We start from the raw sequence: 26,612 nt of genomic DNA on the forward strand, positions 1-26,612 counted from the left end.
CGCCCGGCCCCCAGGAGGCACGGCCGTGACGCGCTCGAAGGGCTGGGTTGTCGCTGCGGCAGGCGCGGGGGTTGGCTTGCTCCTCTTCTATCTCCTCCTCCCCCACCTGGGACCTTTGGTGCTGGGCCTGCTCCTGGCCGTGCTCATCGACCGCCCCGTGACCGCCCTCGAGCGCCGGGGGCTGGGGCGGGGCGTGGCCGCCCTCGCGGTGCTGGCGGGTTCCGCCCTGGGAATGGCAGCGCTGGTGGGGTGGGTGGGCTCGGCACTCTTCGGGGAGGTCCGCGAGCTGGCCGGTGCCCTGCCGCAGCTGCGCGCTGCCCTGGAGCGGGGAGGGAGCGGGCCTGCCGCGGTCGCGGGCGCGTGGACCGAGGCGCTTCCGCCCCTGCTGCAAGGGCTGGCCCAGCGGGCGCTGGAGTCGGCCTACGGAGCCGCCGGCCAGTGGGTGGAGGCGGCGGTGCGGGCGCTGGCGCGGGCCCCGTCGCTGGTCTGGCCCCTGGCTGTGGCCACGATGGTGGCCTACTTTGCGAGCCGCGACCGGCGGCTGCTCGCGGGCGCGGTGGTGGCCTACACCCCTCCCGATCTCCGGCGCCGGGCCGCTCGCCTGCGGAGCCGTCTCCTCCTGCAGGTGGCGGCCTTCCTGCACGCCCAGCTCCTGCTGGTCACCCTCTCGGCGATCCTCTCCTCCCTGGCCTTGCTCGCGCTGGGCTCTCCCTACGCCCTGAGCCTGGGCCTCCTGGCGGGTCTCCTGGACCTGGTCCCCTTCCTGGGCCCCACGGCGGTCTTCGGGGTGCTGGCGGCGGTGCGGGCCCTGCAGGGCGCGCCCGTGGGCGCGCTGGCGGCAGCAGCGGCGGGCCTCGGGGTCTTCGCGGCCCGGCAGGCGGCCGAGCCCCGCGTGGTGGCAGGGCGCACCCAGCTCCACCCGCTGACGGTGGTGCTCGCGGTCTATCTGGGCAGCCGGCTCCTGGGCCTCATGGGGTTCTTGCTGGGGCCGGTCCTGGCCCTGGCGGTGAAGGCGCTCCTGGTGGAGGGGCGGCGCTGAGCTCCGCGGGCCGGCCGTGTGCCCGCCGATGGCCTGGCCGGGTGGCTCCGGCGTTCCGTGCGTTGGTCGAGGCGAGGGCCTGTGGTATAATACCGCAGGGGTGGAGGGATGTCCGTCAAACGGGTCGTTCTCCTGGGGGCCACGGGCTCCATCGGCCGGCAGGTGCGGGCTGTGGTGGCCGATCACCCGGGCCGGTTGGAGCTGGTGGGGATGGCTGCGGGCCGCCGGGTGGACGATCTGGTCCAGGCTGCGTCCGAGCAGGCCCCCGGGTTCGGCGTGCGCTGGCTGAACGTCCCTTCGCCCGAGGTCCGGGAGCGTCTCAGGCGCCTGCTTCCCGCCTCCGTCGCCCACGGGGTGGAGATCACCGTGGGGGAGGCCGGCATGGTGCAGATGGCCCAGGCCGCCGAGGTGGACATAGTGGTGGTGGCCGTGGTCGGCTTCGCCGGCCTGGCTCCCACTCTGGCGGCGCTCCGGGCGGGCAAGACCGTGGCGCTGGCCACGAAGGAGAGCCTGGTGGCGGGGGGCCACCTGGTCCGGGAAGCGCTGCAGCAGGGGGGCGGCACCCTTCTGCCGGTGGACAGCGAGCACAGCGCGCTCTGGCAGCTCCTGGAAGGCGAGCGCGGGCGTCCCGAGCGGCTCTATCTGACGGCGTCGGGCGGTCCCTTCCGGACCGCGGCCCGGGCGGAGATGGCCCAGGCGACCGTCGCCCAGGCGCTCCAGCACCCCACCTGGTCCATGGGGCCCAAGATCACCGTGGACTCGGCCACGCTGATGAACAAGGGCTTCGAGGTGATCGAGGCCCGCTGGCTCTTCGACGTAGGGTGGGACCGCATCGAGGTGGTGGTTCACCCCGAGAGTGTGGTGCACGCCCTGGTGGCCTGGTCGGACGGCTCCCTCACCGCGCAGCTCGCGACGCCCCACATGCGGCTTCCGGTGGAGCGGGCGCTCCTCTTTCCCGAGACGGCCCACGGTTCCGTGCCGGCACTGGACCCGGCCCGGCTGGGTGCGCTCCACTTCGAGCCGGCGGACCGTGAGCGCTTCCCGCTCCTGGAGGCCGCGTACCGGGCGGGGCGGCTGGGCGGCACCTACCCGGCCGTCCTGAACGCCGCCGACGAGGTGGCTGTCCAGGCCTTCCTGGACGGGCGCCTGCGGCTGGTGGAGATCGAGACGGTGGTGCACCAGGTGCTGGAGCGCCATCAGGGCGTGCAGGCGCCGGACCTGGAGCAGGTCCGCCAGGCGGACCAGTGGGCGCGCCAGCAGGCCGAGGGCCTCTGCCAGGCCCTGGCCGAAAGGAGCGGGGTTCGATGAACTCCCTTGTGGCCTTCGTGCTCGTCTTTGGAACGATCGTCTTCTTTCACGAGCTGGGTCATTACGGCACGGCCAAGCTCCTGGGCATCGGCGTGCACGAGTTCTCGGTGGGGTTCGGCCCCGCGCTGGTGAGCCGGCGCTGGCGGGGCACCCGGTACTCGGTGCGGATCGTTCCCCTGGGCGGCTTCTGCAAGCTGGCGGGCATGGAGCCCGTCGAGGACGAGCAGATGGGGCTGCAGCCCCAGGACCCGCGCCACTTCGGGGGCCGGCCGCTCTGGCAGCGGACCCTGGTCATCCTAGCCGGTCCCCTGATGAACTTCGTTCAGGCCGTCGTCTTCCTGGCCCTGATCAGCACCGCCACCATCCCCGTGGAGGTGGTGGGGCTGGAGCAGGGGGGCCCTGCGGCCCGGGCCGGGGTCCAGCCCGGCGACGTGATCGTGGCCATCGACGGGCGGGCGGTCGCCGAAACCGGCGACGTCAACCGGTGGGTCACCCAGAGCCAGGGGCGTCCCATCGAGGTGCGCCTCCTCCGGGACGGGGAACCCGTGGAGCTCTCCATCCGGCCCGAGGCGCAGCGCGACGGGATCACCCGCATCGGAGTCCAGATCGTCGGCGGAAGCGCCGGTGTGCCCTGGTGGCGAGCCCTTCCCGAGGGTGCGGCGCGCACCTGGGAGATGACCCGCGCGCTGGTCGTCGGCATCTGGTCCATGATCACCCACCGGGCGCCCGTGGACGTCGCGGGTCCGGTGGGAATCTTCCAGGTCGTGAGCCAGTCGGCCGAGCGCGGGTGGCTCTCGCTCCTGACGCTGGCCGCACTCCTCAACGTCAACCTGGGCCTGCTCAACCTGTTGCCCATCCCTGCCCTGGACGGCGGCTGGCTCCTCTTCCTGGGCCTGGAGGGCGTGCGCGGCAAGCCCCTGGCCCCCGAGCAACAGGGCTGGGTACAGGTGATCGGCTTCGCCTTCCTCATGGCGCTGATGCTCTTCGCCACCTACCAGGACATCCTGCGGCTCTTCCACCCCTTCGCGGAGTGAAGGGGTCGCGCCCTCACCGCGCCCGCGAGGGTTTCCAGCCTCCGGCCTCGAAGCTCTTGGGAGATCCTGGCGGCCACCCCGCGGGGCCGCCGCTGGAGCCCATGATTCGGAGGAAGAGCCCTCGTGTCTTCGCGTTACCTGATTCCGTCCCCCTCGGAACCGAGCCTCGCGCGCCTGTGGGAGCTGGCCGGGGTCCCGACCCCGGCTCCCGCGGAGCTGCTGCGCTGTCGCATCCTTCAGGTAGAGGTGGACCCCGGCGCCCGGTGGTGGCGTCTCTACCTGGAAGGAAGCCTGCCTGAGGTCCTCCTCCGCGAGGTGGAGACCCTTCTCTCCCGGGCGGTGGATGGCGTGGACCGGGTCTACCTGGACACCATGCCTGGCCCGGTGCTGACACCGGAAGCGGCGGGCCTGGAGGGCGCCCGCACGGAGCCGGACCCGCCCGCGGCGGGACCGCCCCAGGACGACGCGGCCTACGCCCGCTGGCTCCAGGAGAGCTTCCGCCCGCGTTGGGAGGAGAGCCTGCCGGCCGACGCCGCCGGCGCGGGGGGGAAGCCTCCGCGGGGCCGCAACGGGCACCCTCCGGGCGAATCGGGCGCGGCGTTCCGGTGGGGCAAGCCCATCCCGGCCGCTGCCGCCATTACCCCCATGAGCGCCCTGCAGGAGCCCGGGCCCGAGGTGGTGGTGCAGGGCGAGGTGATCGCCATCGAGAGCCGGCCCGTCCGGGCGTCGGGCGGCAACGGCCAGCGGGCGCCGCGCCCAGAGGGTAACGGGCTCGGGAACGGGCGGGAGGCGAAGCTGGTCCAGATCGACCTCACCGACCGCACCGACTCCATCCGGATCAAGCTCTTCGACCGGGGCCGGGAGCCGCACCGGGCCGACGTGGAGGAGGCGGTCCGCCCGGGTACGTGGCTGCGGGTGCGGGGCGTTCCGGCCCTCGATCGCTTCCGGGAGGAGCTGGTGCTGGAGGCCCGCGACGCCGAGGCGATCGAAGCGCCCCGGCGGGTCGACACCGCCCCCGAGAAGCGGGTGGAACTCCACCTCCACACCAAGATGAGCGCTCTCGACGGCCTCAGCCCCGTCGACCAGGTGATCGCGCAGGCGGCCGCGTGGGGCCACCCGGCCGTGGCCCTCACCGACCACGGTGTGGTCCAGGCCTTCCCGGACGCGTACCGGGCCGCCAAGAAGGCGGGCATCAAGGTGATCTTCGGGATGGAAGGGTACCTGTGCGACGACCCCTCGCCCCGCAGCCGCACCTACCACATCATCCTCCTGGCCCGCACCCAGCAGGGGCTGAGGAACCTCTACGAGCTGGTCTCCCTCTCCCACCTGCGCTACTTCTACCGGAAGCCTCGCGTCCCGCGCCAGGAGCTGATCCGGTTGCGGGAGGGGCTCATCGTCGGCTCCGCCTGCGAAGCGGGCGAGCTCTTCCGGGCGATGGTGAAGGGGGCGCCCGACGACGAGCTGCTCCGGATCGCTTCCTTCTATGACTACCTCGAGATCCAGCCCCTGGCCAACAACCGCTTCATGATCGACCAGGGCGTGGCCGGGAGCGAGGAGGACCTGAGGGCCTTCAACCGCCGCATCGTCTCCCTGGCCGATCGGCTGGACAAGCCGGTGGTGGCCACCGGCGACGTCCACTTCGTGGAGCCCGAGGATCAGATCTTCCGCCAGATCATCCAGGCGGGCCAAGGGTACGAGGACGTGGAGAACCCGGCCCCCCTCTACCTGCGCCCCACCCAGGAGATGCTGGAGGAGTTCGCCTACCTGGGCGAGGAGCGGGCGCGCGACGTGGTGGTCACCCAGCCCCGGCGCCTGGCCGAATCGGTGGAGGACCTGGTGCCGGTGCCCGACGGCCTCCACGCGCCCGAGCTGCCCAACGCCGCGGAGGAGATCACCCAGATGGCCCGGCGCCGGGCTGCCGAGCTCTACGGCGACCCTTTGCCCGAACGGGTGCAGAACCGGCTGGACCGGGAGCTGAACTCCATCGTGGGCAACGGCTTCGCCTCCCTCTACCTGGCGGCCCACCGGCTGGTGCGCCGCTCACTGGAGGACGGGTACCTGGTGGGCTCCCGGGGATCGGTGGGCTCGTCGCTGGTGGCCACCCTTTGCGACATCACCGAGGTGAATCCGCTTCCGCCCCACTACCTGTGCCGTCGCTGCCACCACCTGGAGTTCTTCGACGACGGGTCCGTGGGCGCCGGCGTCGACCTGCCGCCCAAGGCCTGCCCGGGTTGCGGCGAGCCCCTGGAGCGCCACGGCTTTGACATCCCCTTCGAGACCTTCCTGGGCTTCCACGGCGAGAAGGTACCCGACATCGACCTGAACTTCTCAGGGGAGTACCAGCCCACGGCCCACAAGGTCGCGGAGGAGATCTTCGGACCCGACCACGTCTACCGGGCCGGCACCATCGCGACCCTGGCCGACCGGACGGCCTACGGCTTCGTGCGCAAGTTCCTGGAGGAGAAGGGCAAGCAGGCCCGGGGCGCGGAGATCAGCCGCCTGGTGCAGGGGTGCACGGGGGTCCGGCGCACCACGGGCCAGCACCCCGGGGGGCTCATGATCCTGCCCCAGGGGTACGAGATCTACCAGTTCACGCCCATCCAGTTCCCCGCGAACGACCGGGACTCGGGCGTGGTGACCACCCACTTCGACTACCACGCCATCTCCGAGCGGCTGGTGAAGCTGGACCTCCTGGGCCACGACGACCCCACCGTGCTCCGCATGCTGGAGGAGGAGACAGGGGTTCCCGCCCGCAGCGTCCCCCTGGACGATCCGGAGACCATGGCCCTCTTCTCCAGCGTGGCCTCCCTGGGGATCCAGGACCCCTCGCGCATCGGCAGCACGGTGGGCACCATCGGGATCCCCGAGTTCGGGACCCGCTTCGTCCGCCAGATGCTGGAGGAGACCCGGCCCACCACCTTCAGCCAGCTGGTGCGCATCAGCGGGTTCTCCCACGGGACCAACGTGTGGACCAACAACGCGCAGGACCTGATCCGCACCGGGGTCGCGGACCTGAACCACGCGATCGCGACCCGCGACGACATCATGATCCACCTGATCCGCCAGGGGATCGAACCCGAGCAGGCCTTCGGGATCATGGAGCACGTGCGCAAGGGGAAGGGCCTGACGGCCGAGGAAGAGGCGGTGATGAAGGCCCACGGCGTGCCCCAGTGGTACGTGGACTCCTGCCGCAAGATCAGCTACATGTTCCCCAAGGCCCACGCGGTCGCATACGTGACCATGGCCTTCCGGATCGCCTACTACAAGGTCCATCACCCGGCGGCCTTCTACGCCGTCTACTTCTCGGTGCGGGCCGAGGAGTTCGACGCGGGCCTGGTGGCCAAGGGGGAGGAGGCGATCCGCCGGGAGATGGAGCGCCTCGAGCAGCGGGGTGCCGAGGCGACGGCCCGGGACCGGAACGTGGTCACCATCCTGGAGGTGGTGCTGGAGGCCCTGGCCCGGGGGATCGGCTTCTCGAAGGTGGACCTCTACCGCTCGCATCCCACCCGCTTCCAGGTGGAGCCGGACAGCCAGTCCCCGGCGGGCGCGCGCGCCTGCCTCCGCCCGCCGCTGGTGGCGTTGCCCGGCGTCGGCCAGCAGGCGGCTCTGGCCATCGCCGAAGCTCGGCGGGGGACCCCCTTCGGCTCCATGGAGAACCTCCAGAGCCGGGCCCGGGTGAGCCGCACGGTGGTCGACGTCCTCCGCGAGCACGGCGCTCTCGGAGACCTGCCCGAAAGGGACCAACTAAGCCTGTTCTGACCTTGAAAGACGGAGAGCCCCCCCCTTGCAGCCTGTGCGCCGTTGCGCTATACTGGCCCTGTCTTGGAGGCGTTGCGGCGGAAGAGTGGGCGATCCCCACTCTTTCGTCCTGTCTGGACCCTTTTGAGCCCGGCAGGGAGCGGTGGGGTGGTCCGGCGTGAGGCGCGAGACGATCGAAGAGCAGGTAAAGGCCCTGGCCCAACCCGTGGCGGACGCGTGCGGGGTGGAGCTGGTGGACGTGACGTACCTGAGCGAGAACGGTCGCTGGATCCTGAGGATCAGCATCGATCGTGAGGGAGGCGTCACGCTGGACGATTGCCAGCGGGTGAGCCAGGCCCTCGGCGACGAGCTGGATCGGGTCGATCCGATCCCCGGCTCGTACAGCCTGGAGGTCTCCTCGCCCGGGCTCGAGCGGCCCCTGCGGCGGCCGGCCGAGTTCCAGCGCTTCAAGGGCCGCCTGGTCTGGGTGCGGAGCTACGGCCCCATCCAGGGTTCCCGCAGCTGGGAAGGCAGGCTCTTGGGAGTCGACGACGGCCAGGTCGTCCTGGAGACGGCCACGGGAGAGGTGCGCATACCCCTGGACAGGGTGGCGAAAGCCCATCTGGTCGCAGAGCTGTGACCGGGAGGCGATGGGAGGTCCATTCGTGTCATGAATCTGGAACTGGTGGGGGCTCTCAACGAGCTGGAGCAGGAGCGAGGCATCTCCAAGGAGATCCTGCTCTCGGCCATTGAGTCGGCCATCGTTTCCGCATACAAGCGGAACTTCAGCAATGCCGAGAACGTGCGGGTGGAGGTGGACGAGCGCTCGGGCACCATCTCCGTCTACGCCCAGAAGGAAGTGGTCGGCGAGGTCGCGGACGCGAACGTGCAGATCTCGCTGGAAGCGGCCCGGGAGGTGGATCCCTCCTACAAGCCGGGCGACGTGGTGGAGGTGGAGGTCACCCCGCGCGACTTCGGCCGCATCGCCGCGCAGACGGCGAAACAGGTGGTCATCCAGCGTATTCGCGAGGCCGAACGGGCGCTCATCTACGACGAGTTCTCCAACCGGGCCGAGGACATCGTCACCGGAACCGTCCAGCGCGTCGACCGGCGCAACGTCTACGTCGACCTGGGCAAGGTGGAGGCCCTCCTTCCGCCCTCGGAGCAGATGCCGGGCGACAACTACCACCGGGGCCAGCGGTTGAAGACCTACATCGCCGAGGTTCGCCAGACGCCGAAGGGACCGCAGGTGATCCTCTCCCGGAGCCATCCGGGGCTCCTCAAGCGGCTCTTCGAGTTGGAGGTGCCCGAGATCCGCGACGGCGTCGTGGAGATCCGGGCGGCCGCCCGGGAGGCGGGCAAGCGCTCCAAGATCGCCGTCTGGTCGCGCGACGACCGGGTGGATCCCGTGGGCGCCTGCGTGGGACCCCGGGGCATCCGGGTCCAGGCGGTGGTGCAGGAGCTCCGGGGCGAGAAGATCGACATCATCCAGTGGGATCCCGACCTGCGCCGCTTCGTGAAGAACGCGCTGAGCCCGGCCAAGGTCTCCGACGTCTTCATCAGCAAGGATCAGGAGACCGCCACCGTGGTCGTGCCCGAGTACCAGCTCTCGCTGGCCATCGGCAAGGAAGGGCAGAACGCACGCTTGGCCGCCAAGCTGACGGGTCTGCGCATCGACATCAAGAGTGAGGCTCAGATGGCGGAGATGATCTTCACCCAGGCCCAGCCCAGGACGGAGGAGCCTGCGGTCGAACCGGTGGAGGCCGAGACGGTGGAGCCCGAGCCCGTCCTGGCCGAGGCTGCGCCCCAGGCGGAGCCCGCGCTCGAACCCGAGCTGGAGCCGGAGGAGCTCGAACCCGTGGCCGAGCTGGCGGAAGCACCCGAGGAGCCGGAGCCCGCCTTCGAGCTGGAGCTCGAGGAGCCCGAACCGGAACCCGAGGAGCCCAAGCGGGCCAAGACGCCGCCGGCGGCCCGCAAGGCCAAGACCCGGGTGGCCCGCCAGGAGATCGAGGAGGCCATCGAGGCCGACGTGGACACCGAGGAAGAGGAGCTTCCCTCGCTCTTCGGCGACGAGGAGGAGCGGGCGGCGGCTCCCAAGGCGGCCGCGGAGGAGACGGTCTTCGTCTCGGGGAACGAGGAGCCGGACACCGACGAGCGACTGGACCGTCTCAGCCGCCTCTTCCAGAACCGCGAGCAGGCGGCCCGCGAGATGGCGGAGCGGCAGGCCAAGAAGGAACGGGAGAAGGAGCGCCGGGCCAAGTCCAAGGGTGTCGTCAAGGATCTCTCGGAGCTTGCCAAGCTCCTGAACCGGGAGTGAGGGCAGGGTGCCGCAGCGGCACGTTCCCGAGCGTACCTGCGTGGGTTGCCGGACGACGCGACCCAAGCGCGAGCTGGTGCGGGTGGTCCGGACGCCCGAGGGAGCGGTGGAACTGGACCCCACCGGAAAGCGGTCCGGGCGGGGCGCCTACCTCTGCCGTAACATGGAGTGCCTGGAGAAGGCCGTCCGCGGCAAGGGGCTCGAACGCGCGCTGAGGCATCCGGTGGAGGCCGAAGTGCTGGAGCGGGTGCGGGCCGCATTGCAGGAGGTCACCTGGTGAAGACGGGGCTTGAGGGAGCTCTGAGCATGCTGGGGCTCGCCCGGCGCGGAGGCCGGGTCGTGTCGGGGGATCGGGCCGTCCTGGCCGCCTGCAAGTCGGGCCAGGCGCAGGTGATCCTGCTGGCGAGAGACGCCTCCGAGAACACCCGGAGGCGCTTCCGCGAAGCGGCGGCGCGCGCCGGGGTGGCCGTCCAGGAGGTGGGGGACAAGGTTCGTTTCGGTGAAGCCCTCGGGCAGAGCCCGCGGGCGGTGGTGGCGGTCACGCACCGGGGCTTCGCGAAGGCTGTCGTGGAACGGCTCGCGTCTCAGCCGGCAGGTCGGCCGGGCGGTGGGGAAGAGAGTCTGGAGAGCGATTAGGAGTGATGGTATGAGCGGTGTACGCGTCTATGAGCTGGCCCGAGAGCTGGGCGTGGACAGCAAGGATGTGATCTCGTTCCTGAACGGGCGCGGGTTGGACGTGAAGAACCACATGAGTCTCGTGAGCGATCCGGCCGTTGCCGAGGCCCGGCAGCGCTTTGGTAGGGGTCACCCCCCCGAGGCCCGGCCAGCGGGGGCGGCGGCGCCGCCGGCCCGCGCGGCCCGGCCGGCCCCGCGCGGGGCGAGGCGGCCCGGCCCGACCGAGCGCCCGCCGCGGGCGCGGCGGCACCCAGCCGCCGCCCTCAGGGGCCAGGTCCTGGCACCGGTGCCCGCCCGGCAGGAGCGGCCCGTCCGGCTCCTCGGGCCGCGGGTGACGCCGGCAGGGCAGGAGGGTCGCGTCCTCAGGGCGCACCCGGCGGCAACGGGCGGGGGCCGGCCCGGTCCCCAAGGCCGCAGGGAGCCCCGGGGGCATCGCCCGGGCGGGGGGCGCGTCCCTCGGGGTCTCACGGGGGCGGGTCCTACGGCGGAGGCCGGGCTTCCGGTGGACGGGCGTCCCAGGGTGGGGGAGGCCCGCGGTCGGGCCAGGGCGGGGGCGGCTACCGCCCGCAGGCGGCTGGCGGCCGGCCTCCGGCAGGGGGTGGCCGCGGGCGTCCGGGGGTGGGCGGCGGCCGCCCCCCGGCGGGCAGACCCGGGGGCGGGGCACCGGCGGGCAGACCTGGAGGCGGGGCGCCGCGGCCCGCCGCGGGGCCGCGGCCGGGCGAGGTGAACCGGGGGCGCCGGGGAGCCGGTGGCGCGCGCGGGCGCGGCGGGAACGAGCCTTTCCGGAAGGCAGGGGACGACGGCCGGCAGCTGCCCCACCGGGGCCACCGGCGCGGCGGCCATGCCCGGCCGGTTGTGCCCGAGCCTGAGCGCCAGCGCCCTGATCGGATCATCCTCCCCGACCGGATCGCGGTCTCCGACCTGGCCGACAAGCTGGCCATTCCGGCCGTGGTGCTCATCAAGAGCCTGATCAAGGCGGGGATCATGGCCTCCATCAACCAGTCCATCGACTTCGAGGCCGCGGAGCAAGTGGCCAAGAGCCTGGGGGTGGCCGTGGAGCGTCCCCAGCGGGAGCGCGCGGACGGTCGTGTCGGTGAGGGCGACGAAGGGGCCGACCTCACCTCCCGCCCGCCGGTCGTGACGGTCCTCGGCCACGTGGACCACGGCAAGACGACGCTGCTGGATCACATCCGCAAGAGCCGCGTGGTGGAGCAGGAGGCCGGCGGCATCACGCAGCACATCGGCGCCTACCAGGTGACGGTGGGCGATCGGAGCATCACTTTCCTGGACACCCCCGGGCACGAGGCGTTCACGGCCATGCGGGCCCGGGGCGCCCAGGTGACCGATGTGGCGGTGCTGGTGGTGGCCGCCGACGACGGAGTGATGCCCCAGACGGTGGAGGCCATCAACCACGCCAAGGCGGCCAGGGTTCCCATCGTGGTCGCCATCAACAAGATGGACCGTCCCGGTGCCGACCCCGATCGGGTCAAGCAGCAGCTGGCCGAACAGGGTCTGGTGCCCGACGACTGGGGTGGCGACACGGTCTGCGCCCCCATCTCGGCCCTGAAGGGCCAGGGGATCGACGAGCTCCTGGAGATGATCCTCCTGGTGGCCGACATGCGGGACTTGAAGGCCGACGCGGACCGGCCGGCCTCGGGCGTGATCGTGGAGGCCCGTTTGGATCGCGGCCGGGGACCGGTGGCGACGGTGCTGGTGCAGAACGGCACCCTGCGCCTGGGGGACCCGGTGGCGGCGGGGGCGGTGGCGGGCAAGGTGCGCGCCATGCTCAACGACCGGGGGGAGAGCGTTTCAGAGGCCGGCCCGGCCACACCTGTGGAGGTCCTGGGCTTCGACGACGTGCCCGAGGCCGGTGACCTGCTCGAAGTGGTCGCCGGCGGGCGGGAGGCGCGCCAGCAGGCCGAGGCCCGGGCCGAGGCCCGGCAGCAGCCTGAGGCCCGAGGGGGTGTGGTGACCCTCAGCCAGCTCACCCAGAAGCGTCAGGCCGGGGCCAAGGAGCTGAACGTCGTGCTCAAGGCGGACGTCCAGGGATCCCTGGAGGCCGTTCGCCAGGCGTTGGAGAAGCTGAGCCGGGATGAGGCGCGGGTCAGCGTGATCCACGGTGCGGTGGGCGCGATCTCGGAGACGGACGTCACCCTCGCCCAGGCCTCCGATGCGGTGGTGATCGGCTTCAACGTGCGCCCCGACGGCGCAGCGCGGCGCGCCGCCGACCGGACGGGCGTGGAGATCCGCACCTACACCATCATCTACCAGGTGGTGGACGACGTCCAGGCCGCCCTGCAGGGCCTGCTCGAGCCCGAGTTCGAGGAGAAGGTGGTCGGGCAGGCCAGCGTGCGGCAGATCTTCCACGTGCCCGGAGGTACGGTGGCGGGCTGCTACGTGACCGAGGGCGAGATCCGGCGGGGCGCGAAGGCCCGGCTCCTGCGGGACGGGGTCGTGGTCCACGACGGGGTGATCGGCTCCCTGCGCCGCTTCAAGGAGGACGTCCGGAGCGTGGCCCAGGGTTACGAGTGCGGCCTCGCCTTCGAGAAGTTCCAGGACGTCAAGGAAGGGGACGTCATCGAAGCTTACCAGATGGTGGCCGTCCCGGCCCGGACCTGAGACCCATGGTGGTGGGCATCGCGGAGATCCGCCTGCTCCTCCCGGGCCCGCGCTCCCTCAAGGAGAAGCGGCGGATCCTCCGCAGCCTGGTGGACCGGATTCGCGTGCGCTACCACGTGGCTGTGGCCGAGGTGGGGGATCAGAACCTGTGGAACCGGGCCACGGTGGGGGTCGCGTGCGTGAGCAACGAGGCGGCCCACGCCCACCAGATCCTGGGCCATGTCCTTCACTTCGTGGAGTCCAACGGCGAGGTGGAGGTGGACCGCGTGGAGGTTCGCCTGGCCTGAGGGCGGAGCCGGCCGCGAGGCTGCAAGCGACAGGGAGGTGGGGCAGGTGGCGAGCCCGCTGCGGGTGCGGAGGGTGGCCGAACAGGCCAAGAAGGAGCTGGGCGACGTCGTCCGCAACCTGAAAGACCCGCGCGTGGGGTTCGTGACGGTCACGGACGTGGAGGTCTCCAACGACCTCTCCCACGTGAAGGTCTTCTTCAGCGTGTACGGCGACGAGGAGGCGCGCCGCCAGGCGGAGGAGGGTCTGCGGGCTGCCCAGGGCTTCATCCGGACCGAGCTGGGACGCCGGATCCGGCTGCGGCTGACGCCTGAGGTGGACTTCCGGTTCGACGCGTCGGTGGAGCGCGGGGCCCGGATCGACCGGCTCCTGCACGAGATACGAACCGAGGGGAAGGAACCCGGCCCATGACCGTCGCGGAGATGGCCCGCCTCCTGGAGCAGGCCGGCCCCACGCTGGTGGTGGCGCACGAGGACCCCGATCCGGACAGCATCGGCTCCATCCTTGCGGCCCGCTGGGTCCTGCGACGGGTGCGCCCGGGGCTGCCGGTGGAGGCCGCGAGCCCCGATCCGCCGCCCCTGAGCTGCCGCTTCCTATCCGGATCCGGGGAGGTTCTGGGGCCCGACGAGGCGCTCGCGCGCGGGCCCTGGCAGACCCTCTGGGTGGTGGACTGCGAGCCAAGCCGCATCGGCCGCTTGAAACCGCTGGTGGAGACAGCGGAGCGGCTCCTGAACCTGGACCACCACGCCACCAACACCACGCCCAGCGGCCACCCGGCGGAAGCCCGCCTGATCGACCCCTCGGCCGCGGCCACGGGGCTCCTGATCCACCGCTTCATCCGCCACTGGGGGCTCCGGCTGGACGCCGAGGTGGCCACCTTCCTCTACGCGGCCTTGATGGGCGACACGGGCTCCTTCCGCTACTCGAACACCAGCGCCGAGGCGCTGGCGGTGGCCCGTGAGGCCCTTCTGGCGGGAGCCCGTCCCGACGAGGTGGCCCACAACCTGTACGAGCGGCGCACCTTCGACGAGATGCAGCTCCTGGGCCGTGCCCTGTCGGTCCTGGCTCGCTCGGACGACGGGCGCATCGCCTGGATCGCCCTGCCCCACGGTTGGATTGCCGGGGACGATCCCAGGGCCAGGGCGGATGCGACCGATGGCTTCGTCAACTACCCGCGCATGGTGGAAGGGGTGGAGGTGGCCCTCCTCTTCCGGGAGGTGGAGCCGGGCGCGGTGCGGGTGAGCCTCCGATCCCAGTCATCGGTGGACGTGAGCCGGATCGCCGCCGCGTTTCAGGGGGGAGGCCACCCCAGGGCGGCCGGGTGCACCGTCCGTCGCCCTCTGGGGCAGGCGGTGGACGAGGTGGTTCGGGCGGTGCAGGCGGCGCTGGGGCAGGGCGCGCGGGTCGGGGGGTGAACGGCGCCGTGGTGGGCGCGCTGAACGTGCTCAAGCCACCGGGGATGAGCTCCCACGACGTGGTGGGTGTGGTGCGGAGGCTCGCGGGTTTGCGGCAGGTCGGGCACGCCGGCACCCTGGACCCGGGGGCGGCGGGCGTCCTTCCGGTGCTGCTCGGGCCGGCGACGCGGCTGCTCCCCTTCCTCCCGGTGCAACGGAAGGCGTACCGGGCCGAGATGACCCTGGGCGTGCGCACCGACACGGGGGACGGCTGGGGCCGCACGGTGGAGATCCGCACCGACTTCCGCATCCCGCCCGCGCGGGTGGGAGACGTGCTCGCGGGGTTCGTGGGCGAGCAGCTCCAAGCGCCCCCGGCGGTCTCGGCCCGCCACCATGGAGGCGAACGCCTCTACGAGCTCTTCCGCAGGGGCGTGGAGGTCGAGCTCACCCCCCGGCGGGTGCTGATCCACGAGATCCACGTGGTGCGGATCCTTCCCGACGACCCTCACGCGCTCACCTTCGGGGCGCGGATCCTCTTCGACCTCTCCTGCTCGCCGGGCACCTACGTGCGCTCGCTCTGCGCGGACGCGGGCGAGCGCCTGGGCTGCGGGGCCCACCTCTCCTTCCTGGTGCGCACCGCGTCCGGACCCCATCGCCTGGAGGAGAGCCACACCCTGGAAGAGCTCGAGCGCGCGGCGGCCGCCGGAAGGCTGGAAGAGCTGCTGGTCCCCCCGGCCCAGATGGTCGCGCACCTTCCCGCCTTCCGCGTGGACGAGCCCGCGGTGCTGGAGCGCCTGCGCCACGGCAACGCGGTGGCGTTGGAGGGGTTCCCCCGTGAGGCGCCTGCCCCCGGGATGCGCTCCGGGCCCGGGGAGCCCCCGGAGCCGCCCGCCGGCCTGGCTCGGGTCCTGGACGGTGCAGGCCGCCTGGTCTGCCTGGTGCGGGCGGCCGGTGCCGTGAATGGCGGGGCCTCCGGCACGTGGCAGCCCGTGCGGGTCCTGGAACCCGTGGGAGGAGGTGAGCCGCGCTGATCGCATGGCTGGATGGCGTGGCCCCCGGGACCCCGCCCGCGGGCGGGGTGGCCGCCATCGGCAACTTCGACGGCATCCACGTGGGCCACCAGGCGATCCTGGCGCGAGCCGCCGACCTCGCGCGGGAGCTTGGCACCGGGGCCCTGGCCCTCACCTTCGAGCCGCACCCCGACGTGGTCCTGCGGCGCAAGGCGCTGCCCGGGCTCCTCACCCCCCTGGGGGAGAAGGCGCTCTGGCTCGCGCACTACGGGGTGCCCGACCTGGTGGTGGCCCGGTTCGACCCGGCCTTCGCGGCCCTCCCTCCCGAGCGCTTCCTGGAGGAGGTCCTGGGGGCTCGGCTTGCCCTGTGCGGTGTGGTGGTGGGTGAGGACTTCACCTTCGGCCACCGGGCCCAGGGGCGGGTGCCGCTCCTGCAGGGGTGGGCCGCCGCCCGCGGGGTGCGGGTGCGGGTGATCCCTCCGGTGCGGGTGCAGGGAGAGCGCGTCTCCAGCAGCCGGATCCGGCGGGCCCTGCAGGAGGGCGCCTTCGCGGAGGCGCAGGAGATGCTGGGCCACCCGTACAGCCTCACAGGGCGGGTGGTGCCGGGCAGGGGCCGCGGGCGGGTGCTGGGCTACCCCACGGCCAACCTGGAGCTCGATCGCTCCCAGCTGGTGCCCGCCGAGGGCGTCTACCTGGCCGAGGCGGCCCTCCAGGGGGGCAGCAACGGGGCCGGGCACCCCGCCCTGGCCGTCTACAGCCGCCGGCCCACCTTCGAGGAGGACGAGCCTGCCTTCGAGGTCTTCCTCCTGAACTTCCAGGGCGACCTCTACGCCCGAAGCCTACGGGTGGCGCTGACGCGGCGGCTGAGGGGCATCGTCCGCTTCGACGGGGCCGACCAGCTGCGGGCGCAGATCGAGCAGGACTTTCGGGAGGCGCGGCGGTACTTCGGGTTGTGAGCCGTCTTTGACAAGAGCCTGCGTTGTGTTATAGTGGCGTCGGGAAACGTACGGGCGATCAGGCGAACGGGACCCACGCCGCACCGGCCGTTCACGGGCCGGGGGCGCACCCCGGCAGAGGAAGGAGGAAGAGCGTGGCTCTGGCCAGGGAAGAAAAGGTGGAGGTCATGGGCCGGTTCAGCCGGCACGAGGGCGACACGGGTTCGCCGGAAGTCCAGGTGGCGCTCCTCACCCGGCGGATTCAGGAGCTGACCGAGCACCTCCAGCAGAACAAGAAGGACTTCCATTCCCGGCGCGGCCTTTACAAGATGATCGGCCAGCGCAGGGGCTTGCTGAACTACCTCCGAAAGAAGGACATCGAGCGTTACCGGGCTCTGGTGGATGAGCTCGGGCTGCGTCACTGAGGAGAGCGGCCTGGCCGCTCTTTTCCCATGTTGATGGGCGGTCTGCCTGTATCCCGTGCTCCCTTTGGGGGGATAACTAGGGCGGATCCACGTAGGAGGTTCTTGGTGAACATGGCAGAGAGTTTCCAGATGGAGCTCGCCGGCCGGACGCTGGTGCTCGAAACCGGCAAGCTGGCCGGGCAGGCGAACGGGGCGGTCCTCGTGCGCTACGGGGAGACGGTGGTGCTGGTGACGGCCACCATGTCCAAGCAGCCCCGGGAGGGGATCGACTTCTTCCCGCTGCTGGTGGACTACGAAGAGCGGATGTACGCCATCGGCCGCATCCCCGGCGGCTGGGGCCGGCGGGAGGGCCGTCCCCCGGAGGGCGCCATCCTCGCGGCGCGCATGATCGACCGCACGCTCCGCCCCCTCTTTCCCGACGGGTTCCGGAACGACGTGCAGGTGGTGGCCACCATCCTCTCGGTGGACCACGACAACTCGCCGGAGATCGCGGCCATGGCGGGGGCGTCGGCAGCGCTCACCATCTCGGACATCCCCTTCCTGGGGCCCATCGCCGGTGTGCGGGTGGGCCTGGTGGACGGGCGCTTGGTCTTGAACCCCACCAGCGAGCAGTCCGAGGCGAGCGACCTTAACCTGGTGGTGGCTGGAACCCGCGACGCGGTGATGATGGTCGAGGCGGGTGCCAACGAGGTTCCGGAGGAGCAGGTCCTGGAGGCGATCCTCTTCGGGCACGAGGAGATCAAGCGGGTGATCGCCCTGCAGGATCAGATGCGGGAGAAGATCGGCCGGCCCAAGGTGGAGCCCGCGCTCTACCAGCCCGACCCGGCCGTGGCCGAGTGGACGCGCGCCTGGGTGGAGCCCAAGCTCGAGGGAGCCGTGAAGAACCCCGACAAGCTGGCGCGCCAGGACGCGGTGGACCTCCTGCGCAAGGAGGTCGTGGAGGCTTTCGAGGCCGAGCGCGGCGAGGAGGCGACCGCCCACGTGAAGGACGTGGAGGTCGTCTTCGACAAGCTGCTGAAGGAGTTCGTCCGGAAGACCATCACCGAGGACCGCGAGCGGGTCGACGGGCGCGGGCTGGAGGAGATCCGCCCCATCTGGTGCGAGGTGGGCCTCCTGCCGCGGGTGCACGGTTCGGGCCTCTTCACCCGCGGGCAGACCCAGGTGCTCTCGTCGGTCGCCCTCGGGCTCAAGTCGGACGAGCAGCTCCTGGACGACCTGCGCGAGGAAGACCGCAAGCGCTACATCCACCACTACAACTTCCCAGGCTTCTCCACCGGCGAGGTGCGTCCCATGCGCTCGGTGGGAAGGCGTGAGATCGGGCACGGGGCCCTGGCCGAGCGGGCGCTCCTCCCCGTCATCCCTTCCCAGGAGGAGTTCCCCTACACCGTCCGCGTCGTCTCCGAGGTCCTCTCCTCCAACGGCTCCACCTCCCAGGCCAGCATCTGCGGCTCCACCCTGGCCCTGATGGATGCGGGCGTGCCCATCCGCAAGCCCGTGGCGGGGGTGGCCATGGGGCTGGTGAAGCACGGAGAGCGCTTCGCGGTGCTCACCGACATCCAGGGCATCGAGGACGCCCTGGGCGACATGGACTTCAAGGTGGCCGGCACCCGCGACGGGGTCACGGCCATCCAGATGGACATCAAGATCAAGGGCATCGACCGGGAGATCCTGCGGACGGCGCTGGAGCAGGCGCGCAAGGGTCGCCTCTTCATCCTGGACAAGATGGAAGCGGTCATCGACCGGCCGCGGCCCAGCCTGTCGCCCTACGCCCCGAGGGTGATCACCCTCCAGATCCCCGTGGACCGGATCCGGGACGTGATCGGCCCCGGCGGCAAGGTGGTCCGGAACATCATCGACCAAACCGGCGTCCAGATCGACATCGAGGACGACGGCCACGTCTACATCGCCTCCATCGACGAGGAGGGCGGGCGCCGGGCTCAGGAGATGGTGGAGAGCCTGGTGCGGGACGTGGAGGTGGGCGCGACCTACCGCGGGAAGGTCAAGCGGATCACCAACTTCGGCGCCTTCGTGGAGATCCTGCCGGGCAAGGAGGGGCTGGTGCACATCTCCAAGCTGGCCCCGGGCCGGGTGGGGCGCGTGGAGGACGTGCTGCAGCTGGGAGACGACGTCGCGGTGAAGGTCACCGACATCGACGAGCTGGGGCGGATCAACCTCTCGCGCAAGGACGCGCTGACCCAGGAGCAGTGGGCGGCCGAGGAGGCCCGCTTCCCATCCAACGGGCAGCAGGATCGAGAGGGGCGGGACTCCGGGTTCGGCGGCGAGCGCCGCGGCGGGCCCAGGGAGCACGGGGGCGAGCATCGCCGGCCACCGCGTCGTGACGGGGACCGCCGTCGGTCGCCCCGGCCCGGGGGCGGCGGGCGCCCGCGGGAGTCGTAGCCCGCTGGGACCGGCACGTCCGGTGCCGGTCCCGGCCCAAGGCCCGTGGCGACGGGGCCTTTCGGCGGATCGAAGGCGGGGCTTCCCGCACGCGGGGCGAACCGCGGCCGCCCGAGAAAGCAGGCATCCCGGTGCCTGCTTCTTTTGTGCGTGCCCGCACCCCGCAGCCCGCGTTCGGCCCCGGGGAAGGAGGGGGCGCTGTGCCCGGCGGGGCACGCCTGCGGCTGAAGGAAGGGACCGTGCTCCGGATCCTCGAGACCTCGCCCCGCACCCAGCGGTGCACGGTCCGGGTGGAGGGCGAAGAGGCCGAGGCCCTCTGCTACCCGGAGCTCACCGGCCCCCTCGCCCGGGGCGACCGGGTCTGGCTGAACACCGCGGCCCTGGAGCTGGGTCTCGGCAGCGGCGGGTACCACCTGGTCGCGGCGGTGCCCGGGCGGCTGCCGCCCGGCGCGCCGCTTCCCGGACGGATCATGAAGCTCCGCTACACGCCGTGGCAGCTGGCCGTGGAGGCGGTGGAAGAGGCCGCCCCGGACCGCCTGCGCGAGGGAGACCTGGAAGGCATGCCGGTGGTGGTGGGGTCGCTCCACTCCCAGCTCCTGCCCGTCGCACTGGGCTTCCAGGCGGCCTCGGGAGGCCTGCCCCTGGCCTACGTGATGACCGACGGCGGGGCCTTGCCCGCGGCCCTCAGCCGCTCGGCGGCCGCGCTGCGGGCCCGGGGGCTCCTGGCCGGAACCGTCACGTGCGGCCACGCCTTCGGCGGGGATCTGGAGGCCGTCCACCCCGCGAGCGGCCTCCTGGCCGCCCGTACCGTGCTGGGAGCGGCTGGGGCGGCGGTGATCATGGGACCTGGCATCACGGGCACCGGAAGCGCCTGGGGCCACACCGCCCTGGAGCAGGGAAGCCTCCTGGACCTGGCGTCGGCCCTGGGCGGAGACCCGGTGGCGGTGGTGCGGATCTCCCAGAGGGACGCCCGGGTGCGCCACCAGGGCGTGAGCCACCACACCCTCACCGCCCTGGGGCGGGTGGCGGCCCGGCCGGCCACGGTGGTGCTGCCGCTCCTGCACGACCGGGGGCGCCTGCGCGGCCTCCAGCGACAGCTCTGGGAGGCGGGGGTGCTTCGCCGGCACCGCCTGGTGCACGTGCCCGTGAGCCGGGATCTGGTGCGCGCCCTGGCTGCGGAACCCGAGGCGCGGACCATGGGCCGGGACGTGGAGGAGGAGCAGGCCTTCTTCGAGGCCGCGCTCGCCGCCGGGTGGGAGGCGGGGCGCCGGGCACGGCGCCGGCAAGGAGGCGTGGACGGGTGAGCGTCGTCTATCTGGTACGGCACGGGGAGACCGAGTGGAATCGCATCATGCGCATCCAGGGCCAGAGCGACGTGGAGCTCTCGGAGCGGGGGCGCGACCAGGCCCGGCGTCTGGCCCGGCGCATGGAGCGCTGGCGCATCGACCGCGCCCTCACCAGCGACCTGGCCCGCGCCCAGGAGACGGCGCGCATCGTGCTGGGCGAGCGGGAGGTGCCCCTGGAGACCGACCCGCGGCTGCGGGAGCGGCACTTCGGCGAGTGGGAGGGCCTCACCCGGGAAGAGGTGCTGGCCCGGGACGAGGCCGCGTACCACCGCTGGGGCGAGGACCCCTGGCCCTTCCGCCCGCCGGGGGGCGAGTCGCTGGAGGACGTCTCCCAGCGGGCCGCATCGCTGGTGGAGGAGCTCCGCGCCGGAGACGGGCACGTGCTGGTGGTCTCCCACGGCGGTACCCTCCAGACCATGCTCCGCCACCTCCTGGGCTGGGCCGGCGGCGGCGGGCCCCAGATCATCCTCTTCAACACCGGCCTCACCATCCTGCGGCTCTGGCCGGACCGCGTGCGCCTGGAACGGCTGAACGACATCGGCCACCTGGAGATCCACCCCGACGGGCAGGTCTCCCAGAAGCAGGCATGACCGCTTCCTCCCCGGCGTAGACCTACCCACGGGCGGGCGTGCCAGCGCCCGCCCACGTGCCCCGGCCGGTGCGGATCAGCCCCAATGCCGCCGGGCGCCGGGGAGGGGTGGGGATGCGGCGGTCGGTGCCACGGCCGGCGCCCGGGCGTTACCGGCTCTGGATCCTCTTTGCGGCCGGCGTCCTCCTCTCCGCGCTGGTGGCCGGGATTCTGGGGGCCGCCGCGCTGCCCGAGGCGGTCCGCCGGCAGGTGGAGAGCAGCCTGGTCCTCCCCGAGGGCCCGCCCCCGGCAGGACCCGGCCTCCTTCCGGCCGCGCTCCGCCGGAACCTGGTGGAGAGCGCGGGCCTCGCCTGGCTCCTGGGCCTCTCCCTGGCCGGGCTGCCGCTGATCTGGGTGGTCCTCTTCTGGCGCGGGTTCGAGCTCGGCTTCGCGGCGGCTTTCGTCTGGGGGTGGGCGGGGAACGGGCGGTGGACCGCGCTCCTGGCCCTGGTGCCCCACAACCTCCTGGCCCTGCCGGCGCTCTGCCTGCTGGCGGTGGCCACGGCACGCTTCTCCGCCGCCCTGTTGCGAAGCCTCCTCCAGGGAAGGCCGCCGCCCCGGGCGCGCCTCCTGGCCGACGGGCTCACCGCAATCGCGGCGACCCTCGTCCTCACCGGAGCAAGCTATGTGGAAGCCTATGTCACACCCCAGGTCGTGGCCCTCTCCCTGCGCCTGCTCCCTTGACGGAAGGAGGCGCGGAGCGGGCGACGAATGCAGGCGACCGAGGAGGCGCAACCATCGATGGAGCGCATGGCCTGGAAGCGGGCGGTGGTGCTGGTGCTGGACAGCGTCGGCATCGGCGCGCTGCCCGACGCGTCCCGATACGGCGACGAGGGATCGAACACGGTGGGCAACACCGCCCGGGCGGTGGGGGGGCTGAAGGTGCCCCACCTGAACGGGCTGGGGCTGGGCCGGCTGGTGGCGGGCCCAGGGCTCGAGGCCGTCCCCGAGCCCCTGGCTTCCTACGGCCGCATGGCCGAGCGCGCGCCGGGGAAGGACACCACCACCGGTCACTGGGAGATGATGGGCTGCACCCTGGACCGCCCGCTCCCCACCTATCCCGACGGCTTCCCGCCCGAGGTGATCGAGCCCTTCGAGCAGGCCATCGGGCGCAAGGTCCTGGGCAACCGGGCCGCCTCGGGAACGGAGATCATCCAGGAGCTGGGCGATGAGCACGTCCGCACGGGGCGCCCCATCGTCTACACCTCCGCGGACAGCGTCTTCCAGGTGGCGGCCCACGAGGACGTGATCCCCCCGGGGGAGCTCTACCGCATCTGCGCGGTGGCCCGGGAACAGCTCCGGGGCGAGCACGCCGTGGGGCGCGTCATCGCCCGGCCCTTCCTCGGGCCTTTCGACGAAGAAGGCCCCGGCGGGCGCCGCCGCGTCTTCCGCCGTACCGACAACCGCCGCGACTTCAGCCTGGCCCCGCCCCGGCCGACGCTGCTCGACCGCCTGAGCGAGCAGGGGCTGGCCGTGCGGGCCGTGGGGAAGATCAGCGACATCTTCGCGGGCCGGGGGATCACCCGCTCGGTCCACGCGCACGGCAACCAGGCGGTACTCGAGACCACCCTCGATCTGCTCCTCCACGCGCAGGAGCCGGGCCTCATCTTCGCGAACTGCGTCGACTTCGACATGCTCTGGGGGCACCGGAACGACGCCCGGGGGTACGCAGGGGGGCTGGAAGAGGTGGACCGCTTCCTGCCCCGCCTCCTGGACGCCCTGGCGCCCGACGACCGGCTGATCCTCACCGCAGACCACGGTTGCGATCCCACGACGCCTTCCACCGATCACTCCCGGGAGTACGTGCCGCTGCTCTGGCACGCCCCAGGGCGCCCCGGACTCGCGCTGGGCACCCGGCAGACCTTCGCCGACCTGGGGGCCACCCTCGCGGACGGCTTCGGCCTCGGGCCGTCGGACGAGGGCACCAGCTTCCTTCCTGAGCTGCCCGGAGAGGAGCGCTGAGCGTGCGGCCGTACGAGCTGATCTTGAAGAAGCGCGAAGGCGGCGAGCTCTCGGAGGACGAGATTGCCGGCTGGATCCGCGGCGTCACCGACGGCAGCGTGAGCGACGCCCAGAGCGCGGCGCTGCTCATGGCCATCCTCTTCCGGGGCATGACCGAGAGCGAGACCACCGCCCTCACCCTGGCCATGGCGAACTCGGGCCGCCAGCTGGACCTCTCGCTCCTGCCCGGGGTGAAGGTGGACAAGCACTCGAGCGGTGGGGTGGGGGACAAGACCACCCTCATCCTGGCCCCCCTCGCGGCCGCAGGCGGCGTGACGGTGGCCAAGCTGTCGGGCCGCGCCCTGGGTCACACGGGGGGGACCCTCGACAAGCTCGAGTCGATCCCGGGCCTGCGGGTGGAGATGGATCTCGCCGCCTTCCTGGACGTGGTGGAGCGGGTGGGGGTGGCCGTGGCCAGCGCCGGGGTGGACCTGGCACCGGCCGACAAGAAGCTCTACGCCCTGCGCGACGCCACGGCCACCGTGGAGAGCGTGCCCCTCATCACCGCGTCGATCATGAGCAAGAAGCTGGCCGGCGGGGCCGACGCGCTGGTGCTGGACGTGAAGGTGGGGAACGGGGCCTTCCTGCCCGACGAGCGGCAGGCGACGGAGCTCGCCCGGACCTGCGTGTCCGTGGCCCGCCGGGCGGGGCGGAAGGCGGTCGCCTACCTCACCTCCATGGACCAGCCCCTGGGAAGGACGGTGGGCAACGCGCTGGAGGTGCGGGAGGCCATCGAGACCCTGAAGGGCGGCGGGCCTCGTGACCTGCGGGAGCTGGTCCTGGTCCTGGGCGCGGAGATGCTCCGCCTGGGCCGGGTGGAGGAGGATCCGGCCGCGGCCAGGGCCCACCTGGAGCGGCTGCTGGCCTCGGGGGAGGCTGCCGAGCGCTTCCAGCGGATGATCGAGGCTCAGGGCGGCGACCCGCGGGTGGTGGACGACCCCCGGCGCCTGCCCCAGGCGGAGGTGCGGGTGCCGGTGGAGGCGCCGGCGTTCGGATTCGTGGGCGCCATCGCCACCCGGGATCTGGGTCTGGCCTCCATGGCCCTGGGGGCTGGGCGGGACCGCCCGGGCGCCCCCGTGGACCTGGCCGTGGGGCTCGAGGTCGCGTGCGCGGTCGGCGACGCGGTGGAGGCCGGAGAGCCGCTGGCCTGGATCCACGCCCACACCCCGGATCAGGCCCAGGCGGTCCGAACCAGGGTGCGGGACGCCTTCCGCCTGAGCCAGGAGCGACCGGCGCCCCCCGCCCTGGTCCGTGGGAGGCTCGCCGAGGAGGCGATGGACGAGACATAGGCCCCGGCCCGCCGGGCATAGGGTAAAGCGGGTTCCGGGAGCGCATGACCGTGCTCGGAGCCCGTGGAGGTGGAGCCGTTGGGCCGTACCTGGCGGGCTTCGCTGGCGGTGCTGGTGGCTGTGGTGGTCCTGCGTGCCGGGGCCGTTGGGGCGCAGGAGCTGGAGATCCGCTCCAAGGCGGCCGTCCTCATGGACGCTCAGAGCGGTGACGTCTTCTACCGGAAGAACGAGCACGAGCCGCTCCCCCCCGCGAGCGTCACCAAGGTGATGACCATGGTCCTGGCCCTGGAGGCGCTCCGCGACGGGCGGGTGGGCTGGGACGACCTGGTCTCCACCAGCGAATACGCCGCGTCCATGGGGGGCACCCAGATCTGGCTGGAGCCCGGGGAGCAGATGTCCTTCCGCGACCTCTTGTACGCGGTGGCCGTCGGCTCGGCCAACGACGCCGCGGTGGCGCTGGCCGAGTACCTGGCCGGGAGCGAGCCGGCCTTCGTCGACCAGATGAACGCCAAGGCTCAGGAGCTCGGCATGAAGGACACCCGCTTCACCAACCCCAGCGGGCTGCCGCCTGAGGTCCTGGGCAAGAGCGGCCCGCACGTGACCAGCGCCTACGACCTCGCCTTGCTCTCCCGCTACGCGGTGACCCTTCCCCACTTCCTGGAGATGGTCGCCACCTACGGGCCCTACACCGTGCGCCAGGGAACCGAGGCCGCGGTGGAGCTCTACAGCTTCAACGACCTCCTTCGAATGTATCAGGGCATGGACGGGATCAAGACGGGTCACACCAACGCGGCGGGGTACTGCCTCGCGGCCACGGCCCAGCGGGACGGCTTGCGCCTCATCGCGGTCACTCTGGCCGCCTCGACCCGCGCGGAGCGCCAGGCGGACATCACCCGGCTCTTGAACTACGGGTTCAGCCAGTACCGGGCCGTGGCGGCGGTGAAGCAGGGGGAGGTCCTCGGCCGCGTCCCCGTGGACCGCGGCGTCCTGGAGACGGTGGAGGCGGTGGCCGCCCGGGACCTCTTCGTCACCGTACCCCGGGGGACCGCGGCGACCCCCGAGCGGCAGGTGCGCATGGACCCGCGCCCCGCACCGCTCGAAGCCGGCGCACCCGTGGGGGAGGTCCGGGTCAGCCTGGAGGGGCGGGAGGTGGGCCGTGTCCCCGTGGTGGCCGCCGAGGCGGTGGAGCGGGCGGGGCTGGGGCGCCTGGTCTGGCGGGTGACCGAGAAGGCCGTCAACGCCCTTTTCGGCCATTGACCGGCAGGAGAAGCGCGGGGAGGCTCCGAATCCCCTGGCTTACCAGGAGGCCAGGGGGTGGCGGGCATACCGAGCGAAGCCTCATCGCGGCTGGAGGTGCACCGGTACGGCCGGGGAAGCTGCGACGTGCTCAGGCTCGAGGGCGAGCTGGACCTCTCCAGCGTCGCAAAGGTGCGGGCCGCCCTGCCCGGGGAGGGGCCCGCCCGGGCCGGCCGGCGGCACCTGGTGCTGGACCTCCGCCGGCTCCGCTTCATGGACAGCTCGGGCCTGGGCGTCTTCTTCGAGCTGTACCGGATCATCGCGGCCCGGGGCGGGCAGACCCGGGTGGCGGGCCCCCAGCCCCCGGTGGAGCGGGTGCTGCGCCTGGCCGGCTTCCTCAGGCTGGCGGGCCGGGCCGATTCAGTGCACGAGGCGCTACGGTCGCTGGAGGGGGATGGGCCATGGACACCGGGACGCCCGGAGTGAAGAACAGCGTGCACATGGAGTTCCCGAGCCTGCCCGAGAACGTGGGCTTCGCCCGGGCGTCGGTGGCCTTCTTCGCGTCCCAGCTCGACTTCACCCTGGACGAGTTGGACGAGATCAAGGTCGCGGTCTCGGAGGCGGTGAGCAACGCGGTGGTCCACGGCTACCCGCAGGGTCCTGGCCCCGTCGTCGTCGACGTCTCGGCCACCGAAGCGGGGGAGCTGGTCGTCCAGGTCGCGGACCGGGGCACGGGCATCGAGGACGTGGAGCAGGCCTGCCAAACCAGCTTCACCACCCGGCCCGGCGAGCGGCTGGGGCTGGGGCTCACCTTCATCAAGGAGTACGCCGACCGGCTCGAGGTGACGTCCCGGCCGGGGGAGGGCACGGTGGTCACTTTCCGCAAGCGACCGCAGCCGGCGGCGGTCAGCCAGGGATGAACCCCCCCGCGCCGGG

At 72.4% G+C, this 26,612-nt stretch carries 25 protein-coding genes; all 25 read left to right on the plus strand.

Features of this window, described 5'->3' with window-relative positions:
• The first annotated feature begins 25 nt into the window (after positions 1-25).
• The gene (locus tag LIP_RS07815) at positions 26-1,039 is read left to right on the plus strand and encodes an AI-2E family transporter (RefSeq protein WP_068136519.1); all 1,014 of its coding nucleotides are present in this window, start codon (positions 26-28) and stop codon (positions 1,037-1,039) included.
• 108 nt (positions 1,040-1,147) lie between these two features.
• Positions 1,148-2,347 (plus strand): 1-deoxy-D-xylulose-5-phosphate reductoisomerase, encoded by a 1,200-nt coding sequence (gene dxr, locus LIP_RS07820; protein ID WP_068136522.1) that lies wholly within the window; start codon positions 1,148-1,150, stop codon positions 2,345-2,347.
• Positions 2,344-3,381 carry an RIP metalloprotease RseP gene (gene rseP, locus LIP_RS07825; protein ID WP_068136523.1) on the plus strand — a complete coding sequence of 346 codons (1,038 nt, stop codon included), beginning with the start codon at positions 2,344-2,346 and terminating at the stop codon, positions 3,379-3,381. The genes dxr and rseP overlap by 4 nt, the downstream gene beginning before the upstream one ends.
• Before the next feature lie 123 nt (positions 3,382-3,504).
• Positions 3,505-7,140 carry a PolC-type DNA polymerase III gene (locus LIP_RS07830; protein ID WP_068136526.1) on the plus strand — a complete coding sequence of 1,212 codons (3,636 nt, stop codon included), beginning with the start codon at positions 3,505-3,507 and terminating at the stop codon, positions 7,138-7,140.
• Between the two features lie 157 nt (positions 7,141-7,297).
• Entirely contained in the window at positions 7,298-7,759 is a 462-nt protein-coding gene (locus tag LIP_RS07835; protein WP_068136528.1) for a ribosome maturation factor RimP, read from the plus strand.
• A 30-nt stretch (positions 7,760-7,789) separates the two neighbouring features.
• On the plus strand, positions 7,790-9,436 hold the full coding sequence (nusA, locus tag LIP_RS07840) for a transcription termination factor NusA (RefSeq protein ID WP_082726022.1): 1,647 nt from the start codon (positions 7,790-7,792) through the stop codon (positions 9,434-9,436).
• A gap of 7 nt (positions 9,437-9,443) precedes the next feature.
• Complete coding sequence (gene rnpM / locus LIP_RS07845) at positions 9,444-9,716, plus strand: RNase P modulator RnpM (RefSeq protein ID WP_068136531.1); 273 nt, start codon at positions 9,444-9,446, stop codon at positions 9,714-9,716.
• Positions 9,713-10,072 (plus strand): L7Ae/L30e/S12e/Gadd45 family ribosomal protein, encoded by a 360-nt coding sequence (locus LIP_RS07850; RefSeq protein ID WP_068136535.1) that lies wholly within the window; start codon positions 9,713-9,715, stop codon positions 10,070-10,072. Before rnpM ends, LIP_RS07850 begins: the two co-directional genes overlap by 4 nt.
• Before the next feature lie 10 nt (positions 10,073-10,082).
• Entirely contained in the window at positions 10,083-10,838 is a 756-nt protein-coding gene (locus LIP_RS19290; RefSeq protein ID WP_198409775.1) for a translation initiation factor IF-2 N-terminal domain-containing protein, read from the plus strand.
• On the plus strand, positions 10,835-12,730 hold the full coding sequence (infB, locus tag LIP_RS07855; protein ID WP_198409776.1) for a translation initiation factor IF-2: 1,896 nt from the start codon (positions 10,835-10,837) through the stop codon (positions 12,728-12,730). The genes LIP_RS19290 and infB overlap by 4 nt, the downstream gene beginning before the upstream one ends.
• 5 nt (positions 12,731-12,735) lie before the next feature.
• Entirely contained in the window at positions 12,736-13,017 is a 282-nt protein-coding gene (locus LIP_RS07860) for a DUF503 domain-containing protein (protein WP_068136537.1), read from the plus strand.
• Positions 13,018-13,075: 58 nt separating this feature from the next.
• The gene (gene rbfA / locus LIP_RS07865) at positions 13,076-13,426 is read left to right on the plus strand and encodes a 30S ribosome-binding factor RbfA (RefSeq protein ID WP_068141745.1); all 351 of its coding nucleotides are present in this window, start codon (positions 13,076-13,078) and stop codon (positions 13,424-13,426) included.
• Positions 13,423-14,430: a DHH family phosphoesterase gene (locus LIP_RS07870; RefSeq protein ID WP_068136539.1), complete on the plus strand. Its 1,008-nt coding sequence runs from the start codon at positions 13,423-13,425 to the stop codon at positions 14,428-14,430. The genes rbfA and LIP_RS07870 overlap by 4 nt, the downstream gene beginning before the upstream one ends.
• Complete coding sequence (gene truB / locus LIP_RS07875; protein ID WP_068136541.1) at positions 14,427-15,440, plus strand: tRNA pseudouridine(55) synthase TruB; 1,014 nt, start codon at positions 14,427-14,429, stop codon at positions 15,438-15,440. The genes LIP_RS07870 and truB overlap by 4 nt, the downstream gene beginning before the upstream one ends.
• 17 nt (positions 15,441-15,457) lie before the next feature.
• On the plus strand, positions 15,458-16,375 hold the full coding sequence (locus LIP_RS07880; RefSeq protein ID WP_158509598.1) for a bifunctional riboflavin kinase/FAD synthetase: 918 nt from the start codon (positions 15,458-15,460) through the stop codon (positions 16,373-16,375).
• A gap of 134 nt (positions 16,376-16,509) precedes the next feature.
• On the plus strand, positions 16,510-16,779 hold the full coding sequence (gene rpsO / locus LIP_RS07885; RefSeq protein ID WP_068136550.1) for a 30S ribosomal protein S15: 270 nt from the start codon (positions 16,510-16,512) through the stop codon (positions 16,777-16,779).
• A gap of 111 nt (positions 16,780-16,890) precedes the next feature.
• Complete coding sequence (gene pnp, locus LIP_RS07890; RefSeq protein WP_082726605.1) at positions 16,891-19,176, plus strand: polyribonucleotide nucleotidyltransferase; 2,286 nt, start codon at positions 16,891-16,893, stop codon at positions 19,174-19,176.
• A 200-nt stretch (positions 19,177-19,376) separates the two neighbouring features.
• Positions 19,377-20,480, plus strand: coding sequence for a DUF3866 family protein (locus LIP_RS07895; protein ID WP_068136552.1), 1,104 nt, complete (start codon positions 19,377-19,379; stop codon positions 20,478-20,480).
• Positions 20,477-21,112, plus strand: a complete 636-nt coding sequence (locus LIP_RS07900) for a histidine phosphatase family protein (RefSeq protein WP_068136555.1) — start codon at positions 20,477-20,479, stop codon at positions 21,110-21,112. The genes LIP_RS07895 and LIP_RS07900 overlap by 4 nt, the downstream gene beginning before the upstream one ends.
• Before the next feature lie 113 nt (positions 21,113-21,225).
• Positions 21,226-21,834: a stage II sporulation protein M gene (locus LIP_RS07905; RefSeq protein WP_068136558.1), complete on the plus strand. Its 609-nt coding sequence runs from the start codon at positions 21,226-21,228 to the stop codon at positions 21,832-21,834.
• Positions 21,835-21,900: 66 nt separating this feature from the next.
• Positions 21,901-23,112 carry a phosphopentomutase gene (locus tag LIP_RS07910; protein WP_144440619.1) on the plus strand — a complete coding sequence of 404 codons (1,212 nt, stop codon included), beginning with the start codon at positions 21,901-21,903 and terminating at the stop codon, positions 23,110-23,112.
• A 2-nt stretch (positions 23,113-23,114) separates the two neighbouring features.
• Positions 23,115-24,440: a thymidine phosphorylase gene (locus tag LIP_RS07915; protein ID WP_068136560.1), complete on the plus strand. Its 1,326-nt coding sequence runs from the start codon at positions 23,115-23,117 to the stop codon at positions 24,438-24,440.
• Positions 24,441-24,518: 78 nt separating this feature from the next.
• On the plus strand, positions 24,519-25,697 hold the full coding sequence (locus LIP_RS07920) for a D-alanyl-D-alanine carboxypeptidase family protein (RefSeq protein ID WP_068136562.1): 1,179 nt from the start codon (positions 24,519-24,521) through the stop codon (positions 25,695-25,697).
• 57 nt (positions 25,698-25,754) lie between these two features.
• The gene (locus LIP_RS07925; RefSeq protein ID WP_068136564.1) at positions 25,755-26,162 is read left to right on the plus strand and encodes an STAS domain-containing protein; all 408 of its coding nucleotides are present in this window, start codon (positions 25,755-25,757) and stop codon (positions 26,160-26,162) included.
• Positions 26,138-26,596, plus strand: coding sequence for an anti-sigma F factor (gene spoIIAB / locus LIP_RS07930; RefSeq protein ID WP_082726026.1), 459 nt, complete (start codon positions 26,138-26,140; stop codon positions 26,594-26,596). The genes LIP_RS07925 and spoIIAB overlap by 25 nt, the downstream gene beginning before the upstream one ends.
• Positions 26,597-26,612 lie beyond the last annotated feature (16 nt).

It is taken from the genome of Limnochorda pilosa, from assembly GCF_001544015.1.
Classification (GTDB): Bacteria; Bacillota; Limnochordia; order Limnochordales; family Limnochordaceae; genus Limnochorda; species Limnochorda pilosa.